Source organism: Cytobacillus gottheilii, assembly GCF_900166665.1.
In the GTDB taxonomy this organism is placed as follows: Bacteria; Bacillota; Bacilli; order Bacillales; family Cytobacillaceae; genus Cytobacillus; species Cytobacillus gottheilii_A.
On sequence record NZ_LT800494.1, the window covers coordinates 1797347 to 1815146 of the forward strand.

17 protein-coding genes, 1 other RNA gene and 1 riboswitch are annotated in these 17800 nt (G+C 38.5%); of the genes, 14 read left to right on the forward strand and 4 right to left on the reverse strand.

What is annotated here, in order from left to right; genetic code table 11:
* The first annotated feature begins 257 nt into the window (after positions 1-257).
* The 7 genes from B7E07_RS08775 to B7E07_RS08800 all read left to right on the forward strand — a co-directional run bounded on the left by B7E07_RS08775 (position 258) and on the right by B7E07_RS08800 (position 6507).
* On the forward strand, positions 258-632 hold the full coding sequence (locus B7E07_RS08775; RefSeq protein WP_080845504.1) for a CotD family spore coat protein: 375 nt from the start codon (positions 258-260) through the stop codon (positions 630-632).
* A gap of 435 nt (positions 633-1067) precedes the next feature.
* Entirely contained in the window at positions 1068-1637 is a 570-nt protein-coding gene (locus tag B7E07_RS08780; RefSeq protein WP_080845505.1) for an SLOG family protein, read from the forward strand.
* A gap of 67 nt (positions 1638-1704) precedes the next feature.
* Positions 1705-2007 carry a cell division regulator GpsB gene (gpsB, locus tag B7E07_RS08785; protein WP_080845506.1) on the forward strand — a complete coding sequence of 101 codons (303 nt, stop codon included), beginning with the start codon at positions 1705-1707 and terminating at the stop codon, positions 2005-2007.
* A 79-nt stretch (positions 2008-2086) separates the two neighbouring features.
* Positions 2087-2467, forward strand: an RNA gene (gene rnpB / locus B7E07_RS08790) — RNase P RNA component class B.
* A gap of 144 nt (positions 2468-2611) precedes the next feature.
* On the forward strand, positions 2612-3754 hold the full coding sequence (locus B7E07_RS08795) for a THUMP domain-containing class I SAM-dependent RNA methyltransferase (protein ID WP_080845507.1): 1143 nt from the start codon (positions 2612-2614) through the stop codon (positions 3752-3754).
* 88 nt (positions 3755-3842) lie between these two features.
* Entirely contained in the window at positions 3843-4013 is a 171-nt protein-coding gene (locus B7E07_RS23585; protein ID WP_176215135.1) for a hypothetical protein, read from the forward strand.
* A 574-nt stretch (positions 4014-4587) separates the two neighbouring features.
* On the forward strand, positions 4588-6507 hold the full coding sequence (locus tag B7E07_RS08800; protein WP_080845508.1) for an ATP-dependent DNA helicase: 1920 nt from the start codon (positions 4588-4590) through the stop codon (positions 6505-6507).
* 29 nt (positions 6508-6536) lie between these two features.
* Here the strand turns inward: B7E07_RS08800 and B7E07_RS08805 are convergent, their stop codons facing one another.
* Positions 6537-7673 carry an MFS transporter gene (locus B7E07_RS08805; RefSeq protein WP_080845509.1) on the reverse strand — a complete coding sequence of 379 codons (1137 nt, stop codon included), beginning with the start codon at positions 7671-7673 and terminating at the stop codon, positions 6537-6539.
* A gap of 407 nt (positions 7674-8080) precedes the next feature.
* On the opposite strand from B7E07_RS08805, the gene B7E07_RS08810 reads away from it, so the two are divergent.
* Both B7E07_RS08810 and B7E07_RS08815 read left to right on the forward strand, forming a co-directional pair.
* Positions 8081-9595: a carboxypeptidase M32 gene (locus B7E07_RS08810; RefSeq protein WP_080845510.1), complete on the forward strand. Its 1515-nt coding sequence runs from the start codon at positions 8081-8083 to the stop codon at positions 9593-9595.
* Between the two features lie 57 nt (positions 9596-9652).
* On the forward strand, positions 9653-10567 hold the full coding sequence (locus B7E07_RS08815) for a DMT family transporter (protein ID WP_306807551.1): 915 nt from the start codon (positions 9653-9655) through the stop codon (positions 10565-10567).
* 60 nt (positions 10568-10627) lie between these two features.
* Here the strand turns inward: B7E07_RS08815 and B7E07_RS08820 are convergent, their stop codons facing one another.
* From B7E07_RS08820 to B7E07_RS08830, 3 genes are read right to left on the reverse strand one after another with little or no spacing between them, the layout of a single operon-like run.
* Positions 10628-12286 (reverse strand): b(o/a)3-type cytochrome-c oxidase subunit 1, encoded by a 1659-nt coding sequence (locus B7E07_RS08820; protein WP_080845512.1) that lies wholly within the window; start codon positions 12284-12286, stop codon positions 10628-10630.
* Complete coding sequence (locus B7E07_RS08825) at positions 12283-12762, reverse strand: cytochrome c oxidase subunit II (protein ID WP_080845513.1); 480 nt, start codon at positions 12760-12762, stop codon at positions 12283-12285. Before B7E07_RS08825 ends, B7E07_RS08820 begins: the two co-directional genes overlap by 4 nt.
* Before the next feature lie 23 nt (positions 12763-12785).
* Positions 12786-12935 carry a cytochrome c oxidase subunit 2A gene (locus B7E07_RS08830; RefSeq protein ID WP_080845514.1) on the reverse strand — a complete coding sequence of 50 codons (150 nt, stop codon included), beginning with the start codon at positions 12933-12935 and terminating at the stop codon, positions 12786-12788.
* A gap of 381 nt (positions 12936-13316) precedes the next feature.
* Positions 13317-13418, forward strand: a riboswitch (purine riboswitch).
* Between the two features lie 138 nt (positions 13419-13556).
* Here B7E07_RS08830 and B7E07_RS08835 point away from each other — a divergent pair.
* From B7E07_RS08835 to B7E07_RS08850, 5 genes are all read left to right on the forward strand, one after another.
* Positions 13557-14153 (forward strand): xanthine phosphoribosyltransferase, encoded by a 597-nt coding sequence (locus B7E07_RS08835; RefSeq protein ID WP_080845515.1) that lies wholly within the window; start codon positions 13557-13559, stop codon positions 14151-14153.
* Entirely contained in the window at positions 14150-15463 is a 1314-nt protein-coding gene (locus B7E07_RS08840) for a nucleobase:cation symporter-2 family protein (RefSeq protein WP_080845516.1), read from the forward strand. The genes B7E07_RS08835 and B7E07_RS08840 overlap by 4 nt, the downstream gene beginning before the upstream one ends.
* A gap of 173 nt (positions 15464-15636) precedes the next feature.
* Positions 15637-15783, forward strand: a complete 147-nt coding sequence (locus B7E07_RS23590; protein WP_176215136.1) for a hypothetical protein — start codon at positions 15637-15639, stop codon at positions 15781-15783.
* A 179-nt stretch (positions 15784-15962) separates the two neighbouring features.
* On the forward strand, positions 15963-17045 hold the full coding sequence (locus tag B7E07_RS08845; protein ID WP_080845517.1) for a type III polyketide synthase: 1083 nt from the start codon (positions 15963-15965) through the stop codon (positions 17043-17045).
* Between the two features lie 4 nt (positions 17046-17049).
* On the forward strand, positions 17050-17571 hold the full coding sequence (locus B7E07_RS08850; RefSeq protein ID WP_306807552.1) for an isoprenylcysteine carboxyl methyltransferase family protein: 522 nt from the start codon (positions 17050-17052) through the stop codon (positions 17569-17571).
* The last annotated feature ends 229 nt before the right edge of the window (positions 17572-17800 follow it).

Here is a 17800-nt window from a genome sequence, read left to right on the forward strand (position 1 = left end):
GTAAAATGATATGTATAATGAGTAAACTTGGAAAAGTGAGTGAACTGCCCATATGTATAAAGCGATTTTATTTTTGTTTTTTGCTGTGATTATTTTTACTGCGCTTCTGCTTTCCGGCATGAAGGATAGTTTTTATAGCTTGCTTTAATTGGCAAATTGGGTTCAAATTAGGTTTTTTCATTAGTACAAGATACCCGGCTTCATCATAGATTATTATTGTAAAGAAAATAAAACATGATGAAAGGGGATCTTCACTTATGCATTGCGGTCCAAAGAAAACGAATGTTTTACCTGCAGTTGTGCATCCGACGAAGTGCTGTGTGAACAACACATATCAAAATAATGTGGTGCCACATATCCATCCAACTCATACTACGAATGTTAACCATGTTAACTACGATCACGTTCATTACTTCCCGCAGACTCAGTCTACGGTTAACGAAGTAACAAACCAGCAATTTGTAGCAGGACCAGGTCCAGTACCGGCTCCAGCTCCAGCTTTTGGAGGTGCTCAAGGATTTGGCGTGCCAGCACCAGGCGGATTTGGTACTCCAGGTCCAGGATTCGGCGCTCCAGGACCAGGTTTTGGTGGACCAGGATTTGGCGCTCCTGGTTTCGGTTTCCGTAAATAAGCTTTACGATTTAAGGAGCTGGGATATAAGTAGTTAACACAACCATAGAACCGAATGGTTAGGAAGTAAATCTTTCTAATCATTCGGTTTTTATTTATGAATTTAAATATCTCTTTTTAAACATGAGTAAAATGGAATGGGTTGGTTTAGTTACTCAAAACATTACATTGAATATTTGGCTTTAAGGATATTTTTAAGTTTTGTTTCAGCCACCTTCTTTTAAAAAATATGCATTATGCTGACCAATTGCTAACCGCTAATAAGTGTCCGTAAATATGCTCAAAATAAGGTTTTTTCAGAATAGAAAATTTACAGGAGATCTTCATCTTCAGATCTTCAAATAATTTTCTTATAAAAAGAAGTTAGGTTATGGTAAAATAAAGTCAATACATATTTCCTGGTCTCCACAGGCGAACAAGTAGGGAGCTTTTTTATTTGGCTAAAGTTGCATTGATATCAGGATATAAGCCATTTGAACTTGGGATTTTTCAAATGGATCATCCTTCCGTAAAATTTATTAAGCAGGCACTAAAAAAACAGATCCTGCATTTAGCAGATGAAGGGTTAGAGTGGGTCTTGATCAGCGGACAGCTTGGCACAGAATTGTGGGCAGCTGAGGTCGTTTTTGATTTGCAGCTTGAAGGATATCACCAACTGCAGCTTGCAGTCATCACTCCATTTTACGAGCAAGAACAAAACTGGAGTGACAAAAATAAAGAATGGTATGAATCGGTGCTTGCCGGTGCAGATTTCATTGAATCTGTATCCCATAAACCATATGAGGGGCCACACCAGCTACGGCTTAAAAATCAATTTGTGATTGAAAAAAGTGATATTTTGATTTTGTTTTATGATCCGGAAAAAGAGGGCAGTCCGAAATTTATATATGAGGCTGCAAAACAAAAGGACGAAGCAGGAAGCTACGAAATCCGGCAAATTACTTTTTATGACCTGCAAGTTCTTGTTGAAGAAGAACAGATGAATTCAAATGACAGCTATGATTAAAATTGACAAAAGACTATAGATTTGAAAAAATATAAAGAATGATTGGCGATATACTGAGGTGAAGATGATGTTGGAGCAAAAGTTTAATTTAAGTGCTAAGGATATACTGGAAAAAGAATTTAAGACATCAATGAGAGGATATAAACCAGAAGATGTAGATAAATTTCTTGATGTCATTATTAAGGACTACGAAACGTTTTTTACCATGATTGATGATTTGCAGCAGGAAAATATGAGATTGAAAAAGCAAGCAGAGGAAGCACCGCGCCGTGCTGCCGCACCACAAACTGCTGGTACAACCAATTTTGATATTTTAAAGCGTCTCTCTAACCTTGAGAAGCATGTATTTGGAAACAAGCTGTACGATTGACAGTATTTCACTAGATTTCTTGTAAAAACCATTGCTATTGCATAACATATTTCATATAATACTATTTGTGTCATTAATAACGTTCGGGTAATCGCTGCAATTTTTATTGTAGAGGAAAGTCCATGCTCGCACTGGCTGAGATGCCGGTAGTGTTCGTGCCTAGCGAAGTCATAAGCTAGGGCAGTGTGAAAGCTGACGGCAGGGAAAACACCTAAGTCAATCATTGATATGGTGTGAATACCTTGAAAGTGCCACAGTGACGTAGCCTTTTCAGAAATGAAAAGGGTGGAACGAGGTAAACCCCACGAGCGAGAAACCCAAATAATGGTAGGGGCACTTTCTCTGAGAAAATGAACGAAGAGAAGGACAAACATGTAAGTGTTTGTAGATAGATGATTACCACCTATGTACGAGACTCTTGTCGTTTGCAGTACAATGGTACAAAACATGGCTTACAGAACGTTATTATTGCGATTTTTTTGGGAATAATTATAAAGGCTCTCCACACAGGAGAGCCTTTCTTGCAGTATGTGACTAATAATTAGGAAGAAAAATTTCATTATATAAAGATACATAGCAGAGAAAACGATGTTAGGGTGAGAATATGACGAAATATGATTTAATTGCTACATCTGCAATGGGGTTAGAAGCGATTGTAGCGAAGGAAGTGCGTGACCTTGGCTATGAGTGCGAGGTTGAGAATGGAAGAATAACCTTCAAAGGTGATGAAACAGCCATTGCGAGAAGCAATATGTGGCTTCGTACCGCTGATCGTATTAAAATTAAGATTGGTGAATTTAGAGCAACAAGTTTTGATGAGCTGTTTGAAAAAACAAAAAGCATTCCATGGGAAAGATATTTGCCGGCAAACGCAAATTTTCCGGTTTCCGGAAAGTCTGTTAAATCAAAACTTTTCAGTGTATCAGACTGTCAGGCAATCGTGAAGAAAGCAATTGTAGACCGCCTGAAAACGCATTATAAAATTCCGGGCTGGCTCGAAGAAAATGGGCCGATGTTTAAAATTGAAGTAGCTCTGCATAAAGATGTGGCACTCTTGACAATCGATGCCTCAGGAAGCGGCCTGCACAAGCGCGGGTACAGAGTGGACCAAGGGGAAGCACCTCTAAAGGAAACGTTGGCCGCTGCATTAGTAATGCTCACAAACTGGACGGCAGACAAGCCATTTGTTGACCCCTTCTGCGGATCTGGGACAATTCCGATTGAAGCTGCATTGATTGGGCAAAACATTGCTCCAGGTTTTAATCGTGAATTTATCTCTGAACAGTGGGACTGGATTTCTCAAGATGTTTGGGATAAAGTCCGCGAAGAAGTTGAGGACCTTGCTAAATATGATCAGCCGCTTGATATTACAGGCACTGACATTGACCACCGCTTAGTAAAAATGGCAGAAGAAAATGCTTTTGAAGCAGGTTTAGGCGATCTGATTCAATTTAAGCAAATGCAAGTTAGAGACTTCACAACCTCGAAAGAGTATGGTGTTATCATTGGTAATCCTCCTTATGGTGAACGTCTTGGAGATAAGCCAGATGTACAGAAGATGTATCGGGAAATGGGACAAGCACTTACTCCATATGACACATGGTCCATCTATATGCTGACTTCCGATGAAGAGTTTGAAACTCAATTTGGAAAAAAGGCAACGAAAAAGAGAAAGTTGTTTAATGGTTTTATTAAGACAGATTATTATCAATTCTGGGGTAAAAGGCCGCCGCGTCAGCAGCAATAGTTATTTAAGGAATTCACTGAAACAGAAAGAATAGACTAATCCTCTGCTGAATATAATAGTTATATTATATTCGGCAGGAGGAAAGACGATGAAAGACAGCAGAATAGATTTTACTAAAATCGCTCATGCAATAGAAGCATCAATGGGGAAAATCATTGAGGACGATGGACAGTCACACGTTGGTCTTGATAAACTCAAACATGCACAATTAGAACTGCAGCAGGCTATGACCTTCTCATTCTCAAAAAAGAGCAGTTAATTAGCAAGTCCTGCAAGGATGAAGACAGAGGCTTAGTTCCCCTTATACTACAATCCTAAAATGAGCCCCGATGTCGAGCTTTCAACAGTGCTGCTCATTTATATTTCTGTTAGTATAAAGAAAACTTGCCGACTGGGCAAGTCCTGCAAGGACGCAGACAGAGGCTTAGTTGCCCTTATACTACACTCTTAAAATGAGCCCCGACGTCGAGCTTTCAACAGTGCTGCTCATTTATATTTTCTGTTAGTATAAAGAAAACTTGCCGACTGGGCAAGTCCTGCAAGGACGCAGACAGAGGCTTAGTTGCCCTTATACTACATTCTTAAAATGAGCCCCGACGTCGAGCTTTCATCAGTGCTGCTCATTTATATTTTCTGTTAGTATAAAGAAAACTTGCCTTTCTGAGCTGCCCATTTATACTTTCAGGTAGTATAAAAAAAACATTGTCACATACGATATGAACTCCATCAACAAAAAAGGCGATCAAGAAAAACCATGCCGCAGTGCAAGGTTTTTTATTTGTTTAATGAAATTTAATTAAAAGAATATAGAGCAGATAATACGGAGGGGTAGCATGCAAAGCCGAATGCCATTTGCAATTGCAAAAACAGAATCTTTTTACGAAAAACTTAGTGAGTGGATAGGAGATGTCTTTTACGATATTCTTCCTGAAGCAGGCTTTGAAATGCGGGATGAGCAGATCTTTATGGCTTTCCAGCTTGAGAAGGCTTTTAAAGAAAGTAAAATTATCTTTGCTGAGGCAGGCGTAGGAACGGGGAAAACAATCGTTTATCTTTTATATGCGATTGCTTATGCAAGATATAAAAATAAACCAGCGATCATTGCTTGTGCAGATGAAAACTTAATTGAACAGCTTGTGAAAAAAGAAGGAGACATTGCTAAACTAGAAAAGGCATTAGAATTAAATATTGATGTCCGTTTAGCAAAATCCCGTGATCAGTATTTATGCTTAAATAAGCTTGATCAGCTTGTAGCAGCAAACGATAACGAAGTATACAACGAAGTGTTTGATGTGCTGCCTGATTTTGTTCATAGTGGTTCTTCTATGCAAAAGTTTAACAAATATGGAGATCGCAAGGATTACCCGCATCTAACAGATGAGCATTGGGAAAATGTTGCGTGGGATTCTTTGCAGGATTGCTTCACATGCGAGAAGCGTCACCGGTGCGGACAGACTTTGCATCGAGAGCATTATCGTAAAGCGAGTGATCTTATTATTTGCTCGCATGACTTTTATATGGAACATATATGGACAAAAGAATCACGTAAACGAGAAGGGCAGCTGCCGCTTCTGCCAGAGAGCTCTTGCGTTGTTTTTGATGAAGGACATTTACTAGAGTATGCATCTCAAAAGGCACTAACGTATCGTTTCACTGAGCAGATTTTAGAATCACTTCTTACACGCTTAATGGCAAATGATGTACGTGAAACAACATTAAATACAATCGAAGATACAATTTATCAGAATGAAGTGTTCTTTTCAGAATTGATTAATGCTTCTACTGAGGAACTTGGATCTGAAAAGCGTACGATTCAAAAAACACCGGCTGTTCTGGCGGAAGGAAAGAAACTTCTTGATTTAATCAGTACATTAGAAGAAGAGCTTGTATTCGAAAGCGAAATGTATGTCATTAATGAATATGATTTGAAAATTGTTGAAGAGTATTTAGAGCAAATCTCTTATTCACTGTCCTTATTTTTAAAAGAGTTAAAAGGTATTACATGGTTTGAAAATCATAACTTAGAACATACGCTGGTGATCATGCCAAAAATGGTGGAAGAAATTATGAAAGAAGAGGTTTTTTCACAGAAGCAGCCTTTTGTGTTTTCGTCTGCTACATTATCCGAAAACAAATCTTTTGAATATATGGCAAACAGCTTAGGAATGACAGACTATCTTTCTTTTTCGGTAGAATCCCCATTTGATTATGATGAAAGCATGACTATAAAGATGCCCGTATTTAAAGCAGATGATTTAGATGCGAAAATGGAATATACCTTGGCACAAATAGAGGAATCAGAAGGACGGGCGCTCGTTCTTTTTAACAATCAGGCAGAACTGGCAGCTTTTAAATCACACGCTGCCGAAAAGCTAAATTGGCCAATTTACTTTGAAGGTGAAAGTGAAATCAGTACATTGGTATCTAAATTCCAAAATGAGGAACAATCTGTTCTTTGTTCAACAAGCCTATGGGAAGGATTGGATATTCCTGGACGTTCACTCGAAAATGTGATTATTTTCTCTCTTCCGTATCCGCCGCATGATCCTGTTTTTACAGCGAAAAGAGAAGGAGCAGAGGATCCATTCAAAGAAGTGGACATGCCTTACATGATTCTTAGACTTCGCCAAGGCATAGGCAGGCTAATTCGAACTCACGAGGATCAGGGAACAGTTCACATTTTATTACATGAAAATGAAAACAAGGATGCCCTTTCAGTAATAGAAAAGGTAGTCCCTGTTAAACCGCAATAATATCATGGGAAAAATCCCCCTAAAACCAATTAGGGGGATTTTTTCCATTTGTTATACAAGGACATCCACAATGCATTTCCTAATAAAAGACATGCGGCAATAAAAAATCCGCTCTCAAAGCCAACTGTCAGAGCACCAGTGATGGCAGATCCGGCAACAGATCCTAGTGAGAAAAAGGCATAAAAATACCCAAAAGCTCTTCCTCTTGTTTCAGGCGATGTCTGATGAATCAATAGGGCAGAAATAGATGGGAACAGCCAGGCAAAGCCTAAGCCGTAATTAACCATCGATACATATAGCATAAGTAAGGTTGTACTATTGCTTAGGAGCAATAAAGCAAAGCCAATGACCGACATTCCCAAAATCATTAAATGAAAAGGTTTATACTTGTCATATAGCCTATTCGTTGGCAGTAAGAAAATACATATTGCTGTAATGCCAAATGTACTCAAAAGTGTTCCGCTTGCAGTAGAGCTGAATTGCAGCATTTCCACTTGAAGAGGCAGCATATATGCTAATACTCCTTGAGCAAACATCAGGCTAAAGGCACCGATAAAGCTGAATACCATTAACGCACTGATTGGTTGACCAGCTGGATTGTCAAGCTTCTTTTCAGAAGAGGCTCCGTTGTATCCCTGTTTTTTTATGAAAAATGGGACCGCGGCGGCTGTCAAAAGCATGAGAATACCGTTTACAATAAAGACTATCTGAACATTCTCAGAACCAGCAATTCCTCCAAAAGCTGGCCCGGCGATTGCGGCAATACCAACTGCTGCACCAGTAATGGCCATTGATTTACCTTGTGTCCCTGATTTGCTTCTATTCGCGATCATAGTAAAGGCCGCAGGTACAATAAATCCGCTGATAAAACCATGAAGAAAGCGAATACCCAATAATTGAGGAGGAGTAGCGGCAAAAGGATATAGAAAAAGAATCGCTCCGCATAAACCAAGTCCGATGATTAATATCGTCTTTCCGCGTCTGCGGTCAATATAGTAGCCCGCGAGCATATTACCGATCATATTTGAAAAAGAATACATTCCCACTATCATACCAATGAATGCAGAGCCAGCTCCTAAACCTTTTGCATATGTACTCATAATCGGCAACTGTGAAAACATGTCAAAGAAAGAAATAAACACAATGAATAAGATAAAAAATCTCATGAACGATACTTCCTTATTATTAATTTAAAGTGATATCCATAGAGTTACGGTCTCTTTAATTATAACGTACTAAAATGCCCTTTGACATATGTGCGAATGATTAGGAAGTGACTTTTTCTAATCATCCGGTTTTTTATTTGATTTAAAAATTGTGTGTGCAGCGCAGGTGGAACGGGCTATTATAAGCACGCAAACAATCAGAATGTATTCTTGTATTAGAAAGAGAATTTTCGTTTTGTCCTAGCCACCGCCTTTCCATTATTTTGTTAATAACTGAGCATGCCTTAGAGAAACTACTAAAATAGAATTAAATGAATGACAAAGTGATGATTAAGGTGGTATACTGCATTTTCAGAAAAATATGATAAGATGTAAGAAGTGAATATGAATACATAGGGGGACTATTGATGTCTATACAGCAAACAGAGCAAAAATTTCTTGAGTATGTAAAGAAAATGGAAGCATATAATGAAGCACTTTCTCTTATTTTTTGGGATTTGCGCACTGGAGCACCAAAACAGGGAGTAGAGCAGCGATCTGAAACGATTGGGGTGCTTTCTTCAGAGGTTTTTCACCTTTCAACTTCCGATGAAATGGCAGCATTCCTTCAAGCACTTTCTCAAGATGAAGTGAAAAAAGAACTGTCTGAACGAACAGTAAAAACAGTAGAACTATGTCAAAAAGAATATGACCGCAATAAAAAAATCCCAACTGAAGAGTATAAAGAATATGTTATTTTACAATCACAGGCAGAGAGTACTTGGGAAGAGGCAAAAGAGAAAGACGACTTTGACATGTTTAAACCATATTTAGAAAAGCTTGTCTCAATGAATAAGCGTTTTGTTGAGTATTGGGGTTATGAAGGAAATAAATATAACACATTACTGGACATGTACGAGCCAGGCATCACAGTTGAAACACTTGATGAAGTGTTTGGGAACTTGCGCGAGAAGATTGTTCCGCTTGTCAAGCAAATTGCAGAGGCAAAAGTAAAGCCACAGACAGATTCATTATACAAACATTTCCCAAAAGAAGCACAGCGAGAATTCAGCTTGGAAATTCTTGATCAAATGGGCTATAACTTTAAGGCAGGAAGACTGGATGAAACGGTACATCCATTTGCGATCGGACTAAGCCCTGGAGATGTAAGGGTTACGACAAAATACGATGAAAATGATTTTCGGACAGCCGTGTTTGGAACAATTCATGAAGGCGGCCATGCCTTATATGAGCAGAATATAAGCAAAGATTTAATTGGCACTCCGCTTTGTGATGGAACATCAATGGGCATTCATGAATCTCAATCGTTATTCTATGAAAATTTTGTTGGAAGAGATCTATCATTCTGGAAAAAGAACTATGATTTATTAAAGCAATATAGCAGTGGACAATTTGATGATGTTGCTGTAGAAGATTTCTATACAGCAATTAATGAAGCGAAGCCATCATTAATACGAATTGAAGCAGACGAACTAACATATCCGCTTCATATTATCATTCGTTATGAAATTGAAAAGGGACTTTTTAATGATGAAATTGAAGTAAAGGATCTGCCTGAAGTATGGAATGCAAAATATAAGGAATACCTGGGCATAGTGCCAGACAGCAATGCAAAAGGTGTATTACAGGATGTTCACTGGTCTGGCGGCAGCTTTGGCTATTTCCCTTCCTATGCACTTGGATACATGTATGCGGCTCAATTGAAAAATGCGATGCTGAAGGATCTGCCACACTTTGACCAGTTATTAGAGGAAGGAAACTTAACACCCATTAAAGAGTGGTTTACAGAGCATGTACATCAATTCGGCAAAATGAAAAAACCTCTGGAAATTCTTCAAGACGCGACAGGAGAAGGATTAAACGCACAGCATTTAGTAGAGTATTTATACGAAAAATATAATAAAGTTTATCAGTTAAACTAAGAAATCGGTATCTTCAAGGACATGTAAACGGCTCATCTCAATTAAAAAGGGATGTGAATGATGAAAAAATACAAACCTGCACTTTTCATTACATCAGGTGCTGCACTATGGGGGATCATTGCTTTATTTGTAAGAGAGCTGGGGGAACTTGGATTTTCTGCAATGGAAATAGTCACTGTTAGGGTAATGTCTGCTGCTTTCTTTCTGTTTTTCTTAGGCATCTTTTCTTACCGAAAAGAAATGAAATTATCTCAATGGTATGATATCCGTTATTTTATCGGCACTGGCATATTTAGTATTGCCTTTTTCAACTTTTGTTACTTTACAACGATGAATCAGGCAGGTGTTTCAATTGCGGTAATTCTGTTATACACCGCTCCTGCCTTTGTCACTGTACTATCATTTTTATTTTTAAAGGAAAAGTTAAATAGAAAAAAATTAATAGCTGTGCTCACAACCATAATAGGATGTGCTCTGATCACGGGCTTAAGCGGCAGCAATGCAAATTTAACCGCCATGAGTTTTCTGATCGGATTAGGATCTGGCTTTGGGTATGCTCTTTATACAATATTTGGAAAGTTTGCATTAAGAAAGTACTCATCCTACACAGTCACATTTTATACCTTTCTAGTTGCTTCAGCTGCATTAATCCCACTTACAAGAATTTGGGAGCGTATGGATTTATTTCTTACAGTAGATGCTTTGCTGCTTAGTCTGGGCTTAGGCTTAATACCAACTGTTGTTGCCTACATTTTATATACTAAGGGTCTGGAGAAAACGGAAGGAAGCAAGGCTGCGATTATAGCTACAATCGAACCTGTCGTTGCTTGTATCATTGGTGTAGCGATTTTTGGAGAATTTTTTGGATTTGCTCAAGCTTTAGGTGCTCTCTTTATTTTAGGATCTGTCATTGCCGTGAATGTGAATATTAAAAAGATGAGTGTTCCTAAAGATCGTGGAGTTCATTCATAATGGAAGAAAAAAAGCGTCTGCACTGTGCAGACGCTTTTTAAATGCCTATTCGCAGCTCTTTTACCAGAGGTTATCGTAGCCTTTGGAACCTGGAGGCGCATTTTGAATGAGATCGATAAACGGTATGGTATAGGCGAATAAGATTAATAATACCGTAATCCCCATCCAAATTTTCCAGTTTTCAAAAACCATAGGAGCCGGTTCAGCATGGCTGGACATTTCACCAATAGGGAATTCCTCTTCTCCTTTTGGAGCAAAGAATGCAAGATTTACAAAGATATAGAGCATAAGAATAATCGCTAAGAATAGAATGGAACCGCCGACTGCTTGTGCGACTTGATAGGGAATCCATTCAGCGGCTTGCGGGGCACCTCCGTATTCAGAAAAAGCTGAGCGGCGCGGTGCACCTAACAAGCCGGCAGCATGCATGGCACCAGACATAAACGTCATTCCAATTGCCCAGAGCACACCTTGAATGAGAGCTAATTTATTGATTGCTTTTGTTAATACACGTCCAGTTAGATGCGGAACTAACCAAAAAGTAATTCCAAAGAATGTTAAAACCACAGCGGTTGCGAGTGTTAAATGAAAGTGTCCTGTTACCCAGATGGTGTTGTGAACAACCTGGTTCATCTGGTTGGAAGCATTAATTAATCCACCTGCACCAGCGGGTATAAAGGAAAGCATTCCGATAAATGGAACGGAAAAACGTGCATCTTTCCAAGGAAGCATTTTAAACCATCCGAATAAGCCTTTTGCTCCTTTAGAACGGCCAAACGTCTCAAAAGTTGCAAAGAGTGAGAAGGCTGTCATCAAGGATGGGATAACCACCAGGAATGTTAAAACAACCTGAAGGAATTTCCATGCAGCGTCAATTCCCGGTTCTAATAACTGATGGTGAAACCCAACAGGTATGGAGAAAAGTAAAAACAAGATAAAGGACATACGTGCTAAGGAATCTGAGAAAATTTTGCCGCCAATGATTTTTGGAATGATGACATACCAGGCCATATAAGCAGGCAATAACCAGAAATAAACGAGCGGATGTCCAAAATACCAAAATAATGTACGGCTGACACCAACGTTAACGGTTTCTACTAATCCAAGTGACCATGGAAGAAGCTGAATTAAGACTGTTGCAGCAACACCAAGGGTCGCGACAATCCACATTAAAACATTCACTAGAGCCATAAATGTGAGCAGCGGACTAGGTGTATCTGGATTAGCACGGCGCCACTGTGCATATTTCATAATAATAGCTGCACTTCCCAGCCAGCTTCCTACTACGACGAATGTTAATCCAAGATAAAACAGGAAGTGGGCCTGAAGCGGAGCGTAGAAGGTGTAAAGCACGCTTGCTTCATTTAGAAGAATCATAACAGCCGCCATCACTGTTCCGATTGTCATTAGCCAAAAGCCAATCCATGCAATCATGCGCTGTTTATGTGTAAATGTTCCAGCTGTTTTACTTACACACGCCTGCATGAATCCCATAATAAAGAAGGTTGTTAATACGAGACCCAATACAACACCATGAACAGTTAAAATCTGATAATAGCCGATTCCTGCCGGCAGCTCGAATCTGCCTGAGCGAACAAGTACCTGCAATAATCCTGCAAGTCCTCCTATTAATAATGCAATAAAGGCAACATAGATCTGTGCCATAACTAATTTGCCGTCACGGCGGTCAACTTTCAGTTTGTCTGCTGAGTTGATCATGATTCAACCACCTCGATTTTGGAAGTCATTAAATGGTGACCTGCACCACAATATTCATTACAAAGAATTAAGAATTCACCTGTCTTATCAAATGTGGTGACATGTTCACTAATGTAGCCTGGCTCGAGCATCATATTGATGTTTGTGCCAGCAACTTCAAATCCGTGTATGACATCCTTTGTGGTTGCAATAATTTTCACTGTTGCACCAAGCGGAATTTCTACATCCCCCGGATTATAGTTAAATGCCTGTGCAACAAAGACAAGCTCATAATCCCATGCTTTTCCTTCTACTTTTTTCAAGCCAGGTTCATTAAATGGTGCCTGTGTTTCGACCTTTTCAGGATCAATCGTTGCCAAACAGCTAGGAGGCTGGTTTCCAAGATAGAATGCGCTTACACCTAAAACTGTTAGGAAGAAAAGCAATGTACTGACCCCAAAAATTAGCCAAATTTTTTCAAACTTATGCATATGCATGGCTATTTTCCCCTTTCAACTTCTTAAAAACGATCTAAAAATAAAAAGAACACACCTACCCATGAAACAATTAGGAAAAAACCTAATAAGAAAACGGAAGCTAACGTCCCTTTAAGAGAAGAGCTATCTTCCACTTCTGTTTTTACATTTTTCCTGAGTTCCGTCTTCGCCACCTTCGCCCACTCCTTTCAAAGCTTTGAAAAATGAATGATTACAACTCCATCATACAAGAGTAAATTTTAGAATCTAGATGGATTTTACCAGTTCACAAATTGTTCATTGGTAATATTTTCACTATGTTTATGATGTAAAATTGATATGCCAGTGATATATGTCACAATTCACAATGTTCAATTGTGAATAAAATGTGAAGAAGAAAAACAGAAATCAGACTTGGAAAAAAGAGAGGGCACATCGGGTATAATCAGATTGCTATGACATTTATCACAGTTCAATAATGATAAACACGAATATTCCGAATCTTATCGGTCTATAAAGTTCGTAAAATAATTGATTTACTATTGAAATCTCCCTTTGCGGTGTTATAATGTTAATACAATTAAAAATGAATCATTCATATAATAGCAGGGATATGGCCTGCGAGTTTCTACCGAATCACCGTAAAGGATTCGACTATGAGTGAGCAAAGAATAAGGGGAAAACTCTTATTTATTGTCTATTTTTTCAACGAAAACCTAAAGGCATTGCTTCACTCTTCATGTGAATGCAATTGCTTTTAGGTTTTTTTATTAGGCAGATTTCATTTTAAATACATAGACAACAGGGGGAGAACAATGGAGAGACTTAAAGCGAAAATTGAAGCAGAAGGAAACGTATTATCAAGTTCAGTACTGAAAGTTGACAGCTTTTTAAATCATCAAGTGGATCCGCAATTGATGATGGAAATCGGAAAAGAGTTTGCATCCCGCTTTAAAGATGCAGGCATTACAAAAATTTTAACCATTGAATCTTCTGGTATTGCTCCATCTGTTATGACAGGATTGCATTTAAATGTACCGGTCGTTTTTGCAAGAAAAAAGAAGTCACTTACACTTACCGAGGATTTGATTACGTCGTCCGTTTACTCTTTTACAAAGCAGGAAACAAACGAAATTTCTGTATCGAAGAAGTTTTTGCAAAATAACGATACAGTCCTCATTATCGATGATTTTCTTGCTAATGGGCAGGCCGCAGAGGGACTAGTTGAGATTGTTGAAAAGGCAAATGCAGCTGTTGCTGGCTTGGGAATTGTCATTGAAAAAGGTTTCCAGGACGGAGGTAAATTATTGCGTGATGCAGGAATTAGAATCGAATCTCTCGCAATTATTGAATCTCTTGAAAATGGAGAAGTCACTTTTAGAAATAAAGAATTGGAGGAAGTGGCACGATGAAACAGAATTCATTAAAGATTGCGTCATTAGGAATTCAGCATGTACTTGCTATGTATGCAGGTGCAGTCGTTGTCCCGCTTATTGTTGGCGGTGCGCTTGGTTTAACAGGAGAACAGCTAACCTACCTTGTATCAATTGATATTCTAATGTGTGGAGTTGCAACGATTCTACAAGTCTGGAAAAATAAGTTCTTTGGCGTAGGCCTGCCTGTTGTGTTGGGCTGTACATTTACTGCAGTTGCTCCCATGATTACCATTGGCGGAGAGTATGGAATATCCGCCATTTATGGAGCCATTATTGCTTCTGGTATATTTGTTTTACTAATTTCTACTTTTTTCGGAAAGCTCGTACGATTCTTTCCTCCAGTTGTAACAGGTTCAGTTGTAACGATCATTGGAATTACCTTAATACCTGTTGCAATGAATAATATGGCTGGCGGTGAAGGCAGCGCAGATTTTGGATCACTTGAAAATATTGGTTTAGCTTTTGGGACATTGCTCTTTATCATTATCTTATATAAATTTTCAAAAGGCTTTATCCGTTCAATTTCTATTTTATTAGGACTTGGAGCAGGTACTCTGGCTGCATTTTTCATGGGGATGGTTGATTTTTCAGAGGTTGGAGAAGCTTCTCTATTGCATATTCCGGCACCATTTTATTTTGGAATGCCAACATTTGAACTATCTGCTATCTTAACCATGATTTTAGTCGCAATGGTCAGCTTGGTTGAATCTACTGGTGTTTACTTTGCACTTGGCGATATTTGTGAAGAAAAACTGGATGAAAAGGATTTGGCAAGAGGATATCGTGCTGAAGGGCTTGCGATCGTGCTTGGCGGATTGTTTAATTCATTCCCATACACAACTTATTCCCAAAACGTCGGACTTATGCAATTATCTGGCGTCAAAACACGCAATGTTATTTATGTTGCAGGCGGAATGCTTGTATTGCTTGGGCTTGTACCGAAAATTGGTGCTCTTACAACGGTCATTCCTTCATCTGTTCTCGGCGGTGCAATGGTAGCTATGTTTGGTATGGTTATTGCTTACGGAATCAAAATGCTAAGCCAAGTGAATTTTGCTTCTCAAGAAAATCTTTTCATCATTGCATGCTCAATCGGGATGGGTCTTGGTGTAACGGTTGTGCCTGAAGTATTTGCTGAAATGCCAGCTGCCATTAGTGTTCTAACAGAAAACGGAATTGTAGCAGGCAGCTTAACAGCTATTCTATTAAATCTGATCTTTAACGAATTTGGCGTTAAAAAGTCAAAAGTAAAAGAGACAGAAATAGAAGTGCAGCAGGCTTCATAATCGTATCAGTTAGGAAGGAATGCAGCGAAATGAAACAGGATTATCTTAACCTTTTTATTTCGTTATATCCGAAAACTTTTTCTATCACAATTTAAAAATATCACACATAGTAAGCATCTTTTCGTCAATATACGAATATAATATCTCACAATCTTCTAGAATGTGGGGATCCTATGGAAAAATATTATTGTGACTATTGCAGGCAATTGTACAGTGAACCAATCATGTGTGAAAAATGCAAAACGCCTGTCAGTAAAAAAATCAAAATTGATGTGCAGCATCAGTCAACAGATAATTGGAAAAGATTATACAATGAATAGAAGATAAGAAGGATTTATAATAAAAGAGCACAACAACTCCTTCAAAACATTCGCTCCGTCCATTTTGGGCGGAGTTTTTTTATACACGAAATACCTGCTTAGCTTAACTTAATAACGCAAATGAATAATTTTAAATGGTTTGGAAAAATTAACCGCATTGGAGGAAAAGGAGCGGTTATATGCCATCAATTATTTCAGTTGCTGAGGCTAGTCCAAAGCATGTCGTCCATCAGAATGAAGTGATGAATTTTGCGAGAGATTTGTTCTCTGAATCCTATAAAGATCTTGAAAGATTATTAAAAGTATTTCAAAATGGCCAGATTGAAAAGAGGCATTTTGCAAAGGACTTGGATTGGTTTAAAAGAGACCATACCTTTCAAGAAAAGAATGATGCTTATATAGAATGTGCAGTTGAATTGGGAGCAGAAGCGATGAAAGCCTGCCTCACCAGCAAGGAATTTTTGGTTGAGGATATTCCTTTTGAAGAAATAGATGCGATTTTTACCATTTCGAGTACAGGCATTTCTACACCAAGCATTGAAGCAAGAATCATGAACATCCTGCCCTTTTCCGAACATACGAAACGAATCCCGATTTGGGGTCTTGGGTGTGCAGGAGGTGCATCGGGATTAGCGAGAGCTTATGAATATTGTCTTGCATACCCAAAAGCAAAGGTGCTTGTGCTGGCGATTGAGTTATGCAGTCTTACATTTCAGCGGAATGACTTTTCAAAAAGTAATCTGGTAGGGACTTCTCTTTTTGCCGATGGTGTTGCTTGTGTGCTTGTGACTGGGGACGAAGGAAAACCTTCTAAATTAATTAAGGAGTCAGCACCTAGAGTGATTGCAACACAATCTACTACCATGAAACATTCAACAGATGTGATGGGCTGGGATGTTAAAAATGATGGATTATATGTCATTTTTTCAAGAGATATCCCATCGATTGTTGAAAAGTGGCTGAAACCAAATGCACTGGGATTTCTGGAGAATAATCATATAAAGCTGGAGCAAATTACTCATTTTATTGCACACCCAGGAGGCAGAAAAGTAATTGAAGCCTATCAGGAGTCACTTGATTTCAAACCAGAGATGACTGAGATATCCCTTCAGGTTTTAAAAGAATACGGAAATATGTCCTCCAGTACAATTCTTTATGTACTGAGAAGGTTCATGCATAGCGGGAAAAAAGGAGATATAGGGCTTGCAGCTGCATTGGGACCAGGCTTTAGCTCCGAATTGCTGTTGCTGGAATGGAGTTGACGTCATGAACATGTTTTATACCGTTTTTAGCTTAATTGTGCTTCAAAGATTATGCGAGCTTTACGTTGCAAAACACAATGAAAAGTGGATGAAAGAAAGAGGAGCTTTGGAATTTGGACAAGCTCATTATCCGTACATAGTTCTTCTCCACACCGCTTTTTTTATTAGCTTGCTTGGAGAAACAGTTCTCTTGGAAAACTCGGTTTCGGCTCTTTGGAAATTCTTATTGCCGATGTTTATTTTTTTGCAGGCAGGAAGGATATGGGCGCTTTTTTCATTAGGCCGCTATTGGAATACAAAAATTATTGTGTTGCCTAATGCAGAAGCAGTTCGAAAGGGTCCATACAAGTGGATCAAACATCCGAATTATGTCATCGTAGCATTAGAATTAATGGTCATTCCACTATTATTTCAAGCATACATTACATTTGTTTTGTTCACTTTATTAAATATTGGGATGATGATGATCCGTATCCCAGCAGAGGAAAAGGCATTGCTGAATCTTACAGGAGAAAATCGCTTGTAAGAGAGAGAGTAAAATGTGTGAAAATTTCATGAACATATTGAAAATGATTCTCGTTCTATGTTAGAATCCTAATTGAGGTTGAAAATTATTATCAATAAAGGATTTTAATAAGGAAGGTGTTGTTACATATGACAACCGTCTTAGTTATTGGCACCATCGCCGCATATTCGATCGTAATGAAACACGTATTAAATAATGTAGTGAAACCAAACATATAAGAAATACAAAA

Excerpts from the sequence above, each read along its gene's own strand:
- B7E07_RS08775 (WP_080845504.1), top strand. The coding sequence starts at position 258 with ATGCATTGCGGTCCAAAGAAAACGAATGTTTTACCTGCAGTTGTGCAT.
- gpsB (WP_080845506.1), top strand. The coding sequence starts at position 1,705 with ATGTTGGAGCAAAAGTTTAATTTAAGTGCTAAGGATATACTGGAAAAA.
- B7E07_RS08795 (WP_080845507.1), top strand. The coding sequence starts at position 2,612 with ATGACGAAATATGATTTAATTGCTACATCTGCAATGGGGTTAGAAGCG.
- B7E07_RS23585 (WP_176215135.1), top strand. The coding sequence starts at position 3,843 with ATGAAAGACAGCAGAATAGATTTTACTAAAATCGCTCATGCAATAGAA.
- B7E07_RS08800 (WP_080845508.1), top strand. The coding sequence starts at position 4,588 with ATGCAAAGCCGAATGCCATTTGCAATTGCAAAAACAGAATCTTTTTAC.
- B7E07_RS08805 (WP_080845509.1), bottom strand. The coding sequence starts at position 7,673 with ATGAGATTTTTTATCTTATTCATTGTGTTTATTTCTTTCTTTGACATG.
- B7E07_RS08810 (WP_080845510.1), top strand. The coding sequence starts at position 8,081 with ATGTCTATACAGCAAACAGAGCAAAAATTTCTTGAGTATGTAAAGAAA.
- B7E07_RS08815 (WP_306807551.1), top strand. The coding sequence starts at position 9,653 with ATGATGAAAAAATACAAACCTGCACTTTTCATTACATCAGGTGCTGCA.
- B7E07_RS08820 (WP_080845512.1), bottom strand. The coding sequence starts at position 12,286 with ATGATCAACTCAGCAGACAAACTGAAAGTTGACCGCCGTGACGGCAAA.
- B7E07_RS08825 (WP_080845513.1), bottom strand. The coding sequence starts at position 12,762 with ATGCATATGCATAAGTTTGAAAAAATTTGGCTAATTTTTGGGGTCAGT.
- B7E07_RS08835 (WP_080845515.1), top strand. The coding sequence starts at position 13,557 with ATGGAGAGACTTAAAGCGAAAATTGAAGCAGAAGGAAACGTATTATCA.
- B7E07_RS08840 (WP_080845516.1), top strand. The coding sequence starts at position 14,150 with ATGAAACAGAATTCATTAAAGATTGCGTCATTAGGAATTCAGCATGTA.
- B7E07_RS23590 (WP_176215136.1), top strand. The coding sequence starts at position 15,637 with ATGGAAAAATATTATTGTGACTATTGCAGGCAATTGTACAGTGAACCA.
- B7E07_RS08845 (WP_080845517.1), top strand. The coding sequence starts at position 15,963 with ATGCCATCAATTATTTCAGTTGCTGAGGCTAGTCCAAAGCATGTCGTC.
- B7E07_RS08850 (WP_306807552.1), top strand. The coding sequence starts at position 17,050 with ATGAACATGTTTTATACCGTTTTTAGCTTAATTGTGCTTCAAAGATTA.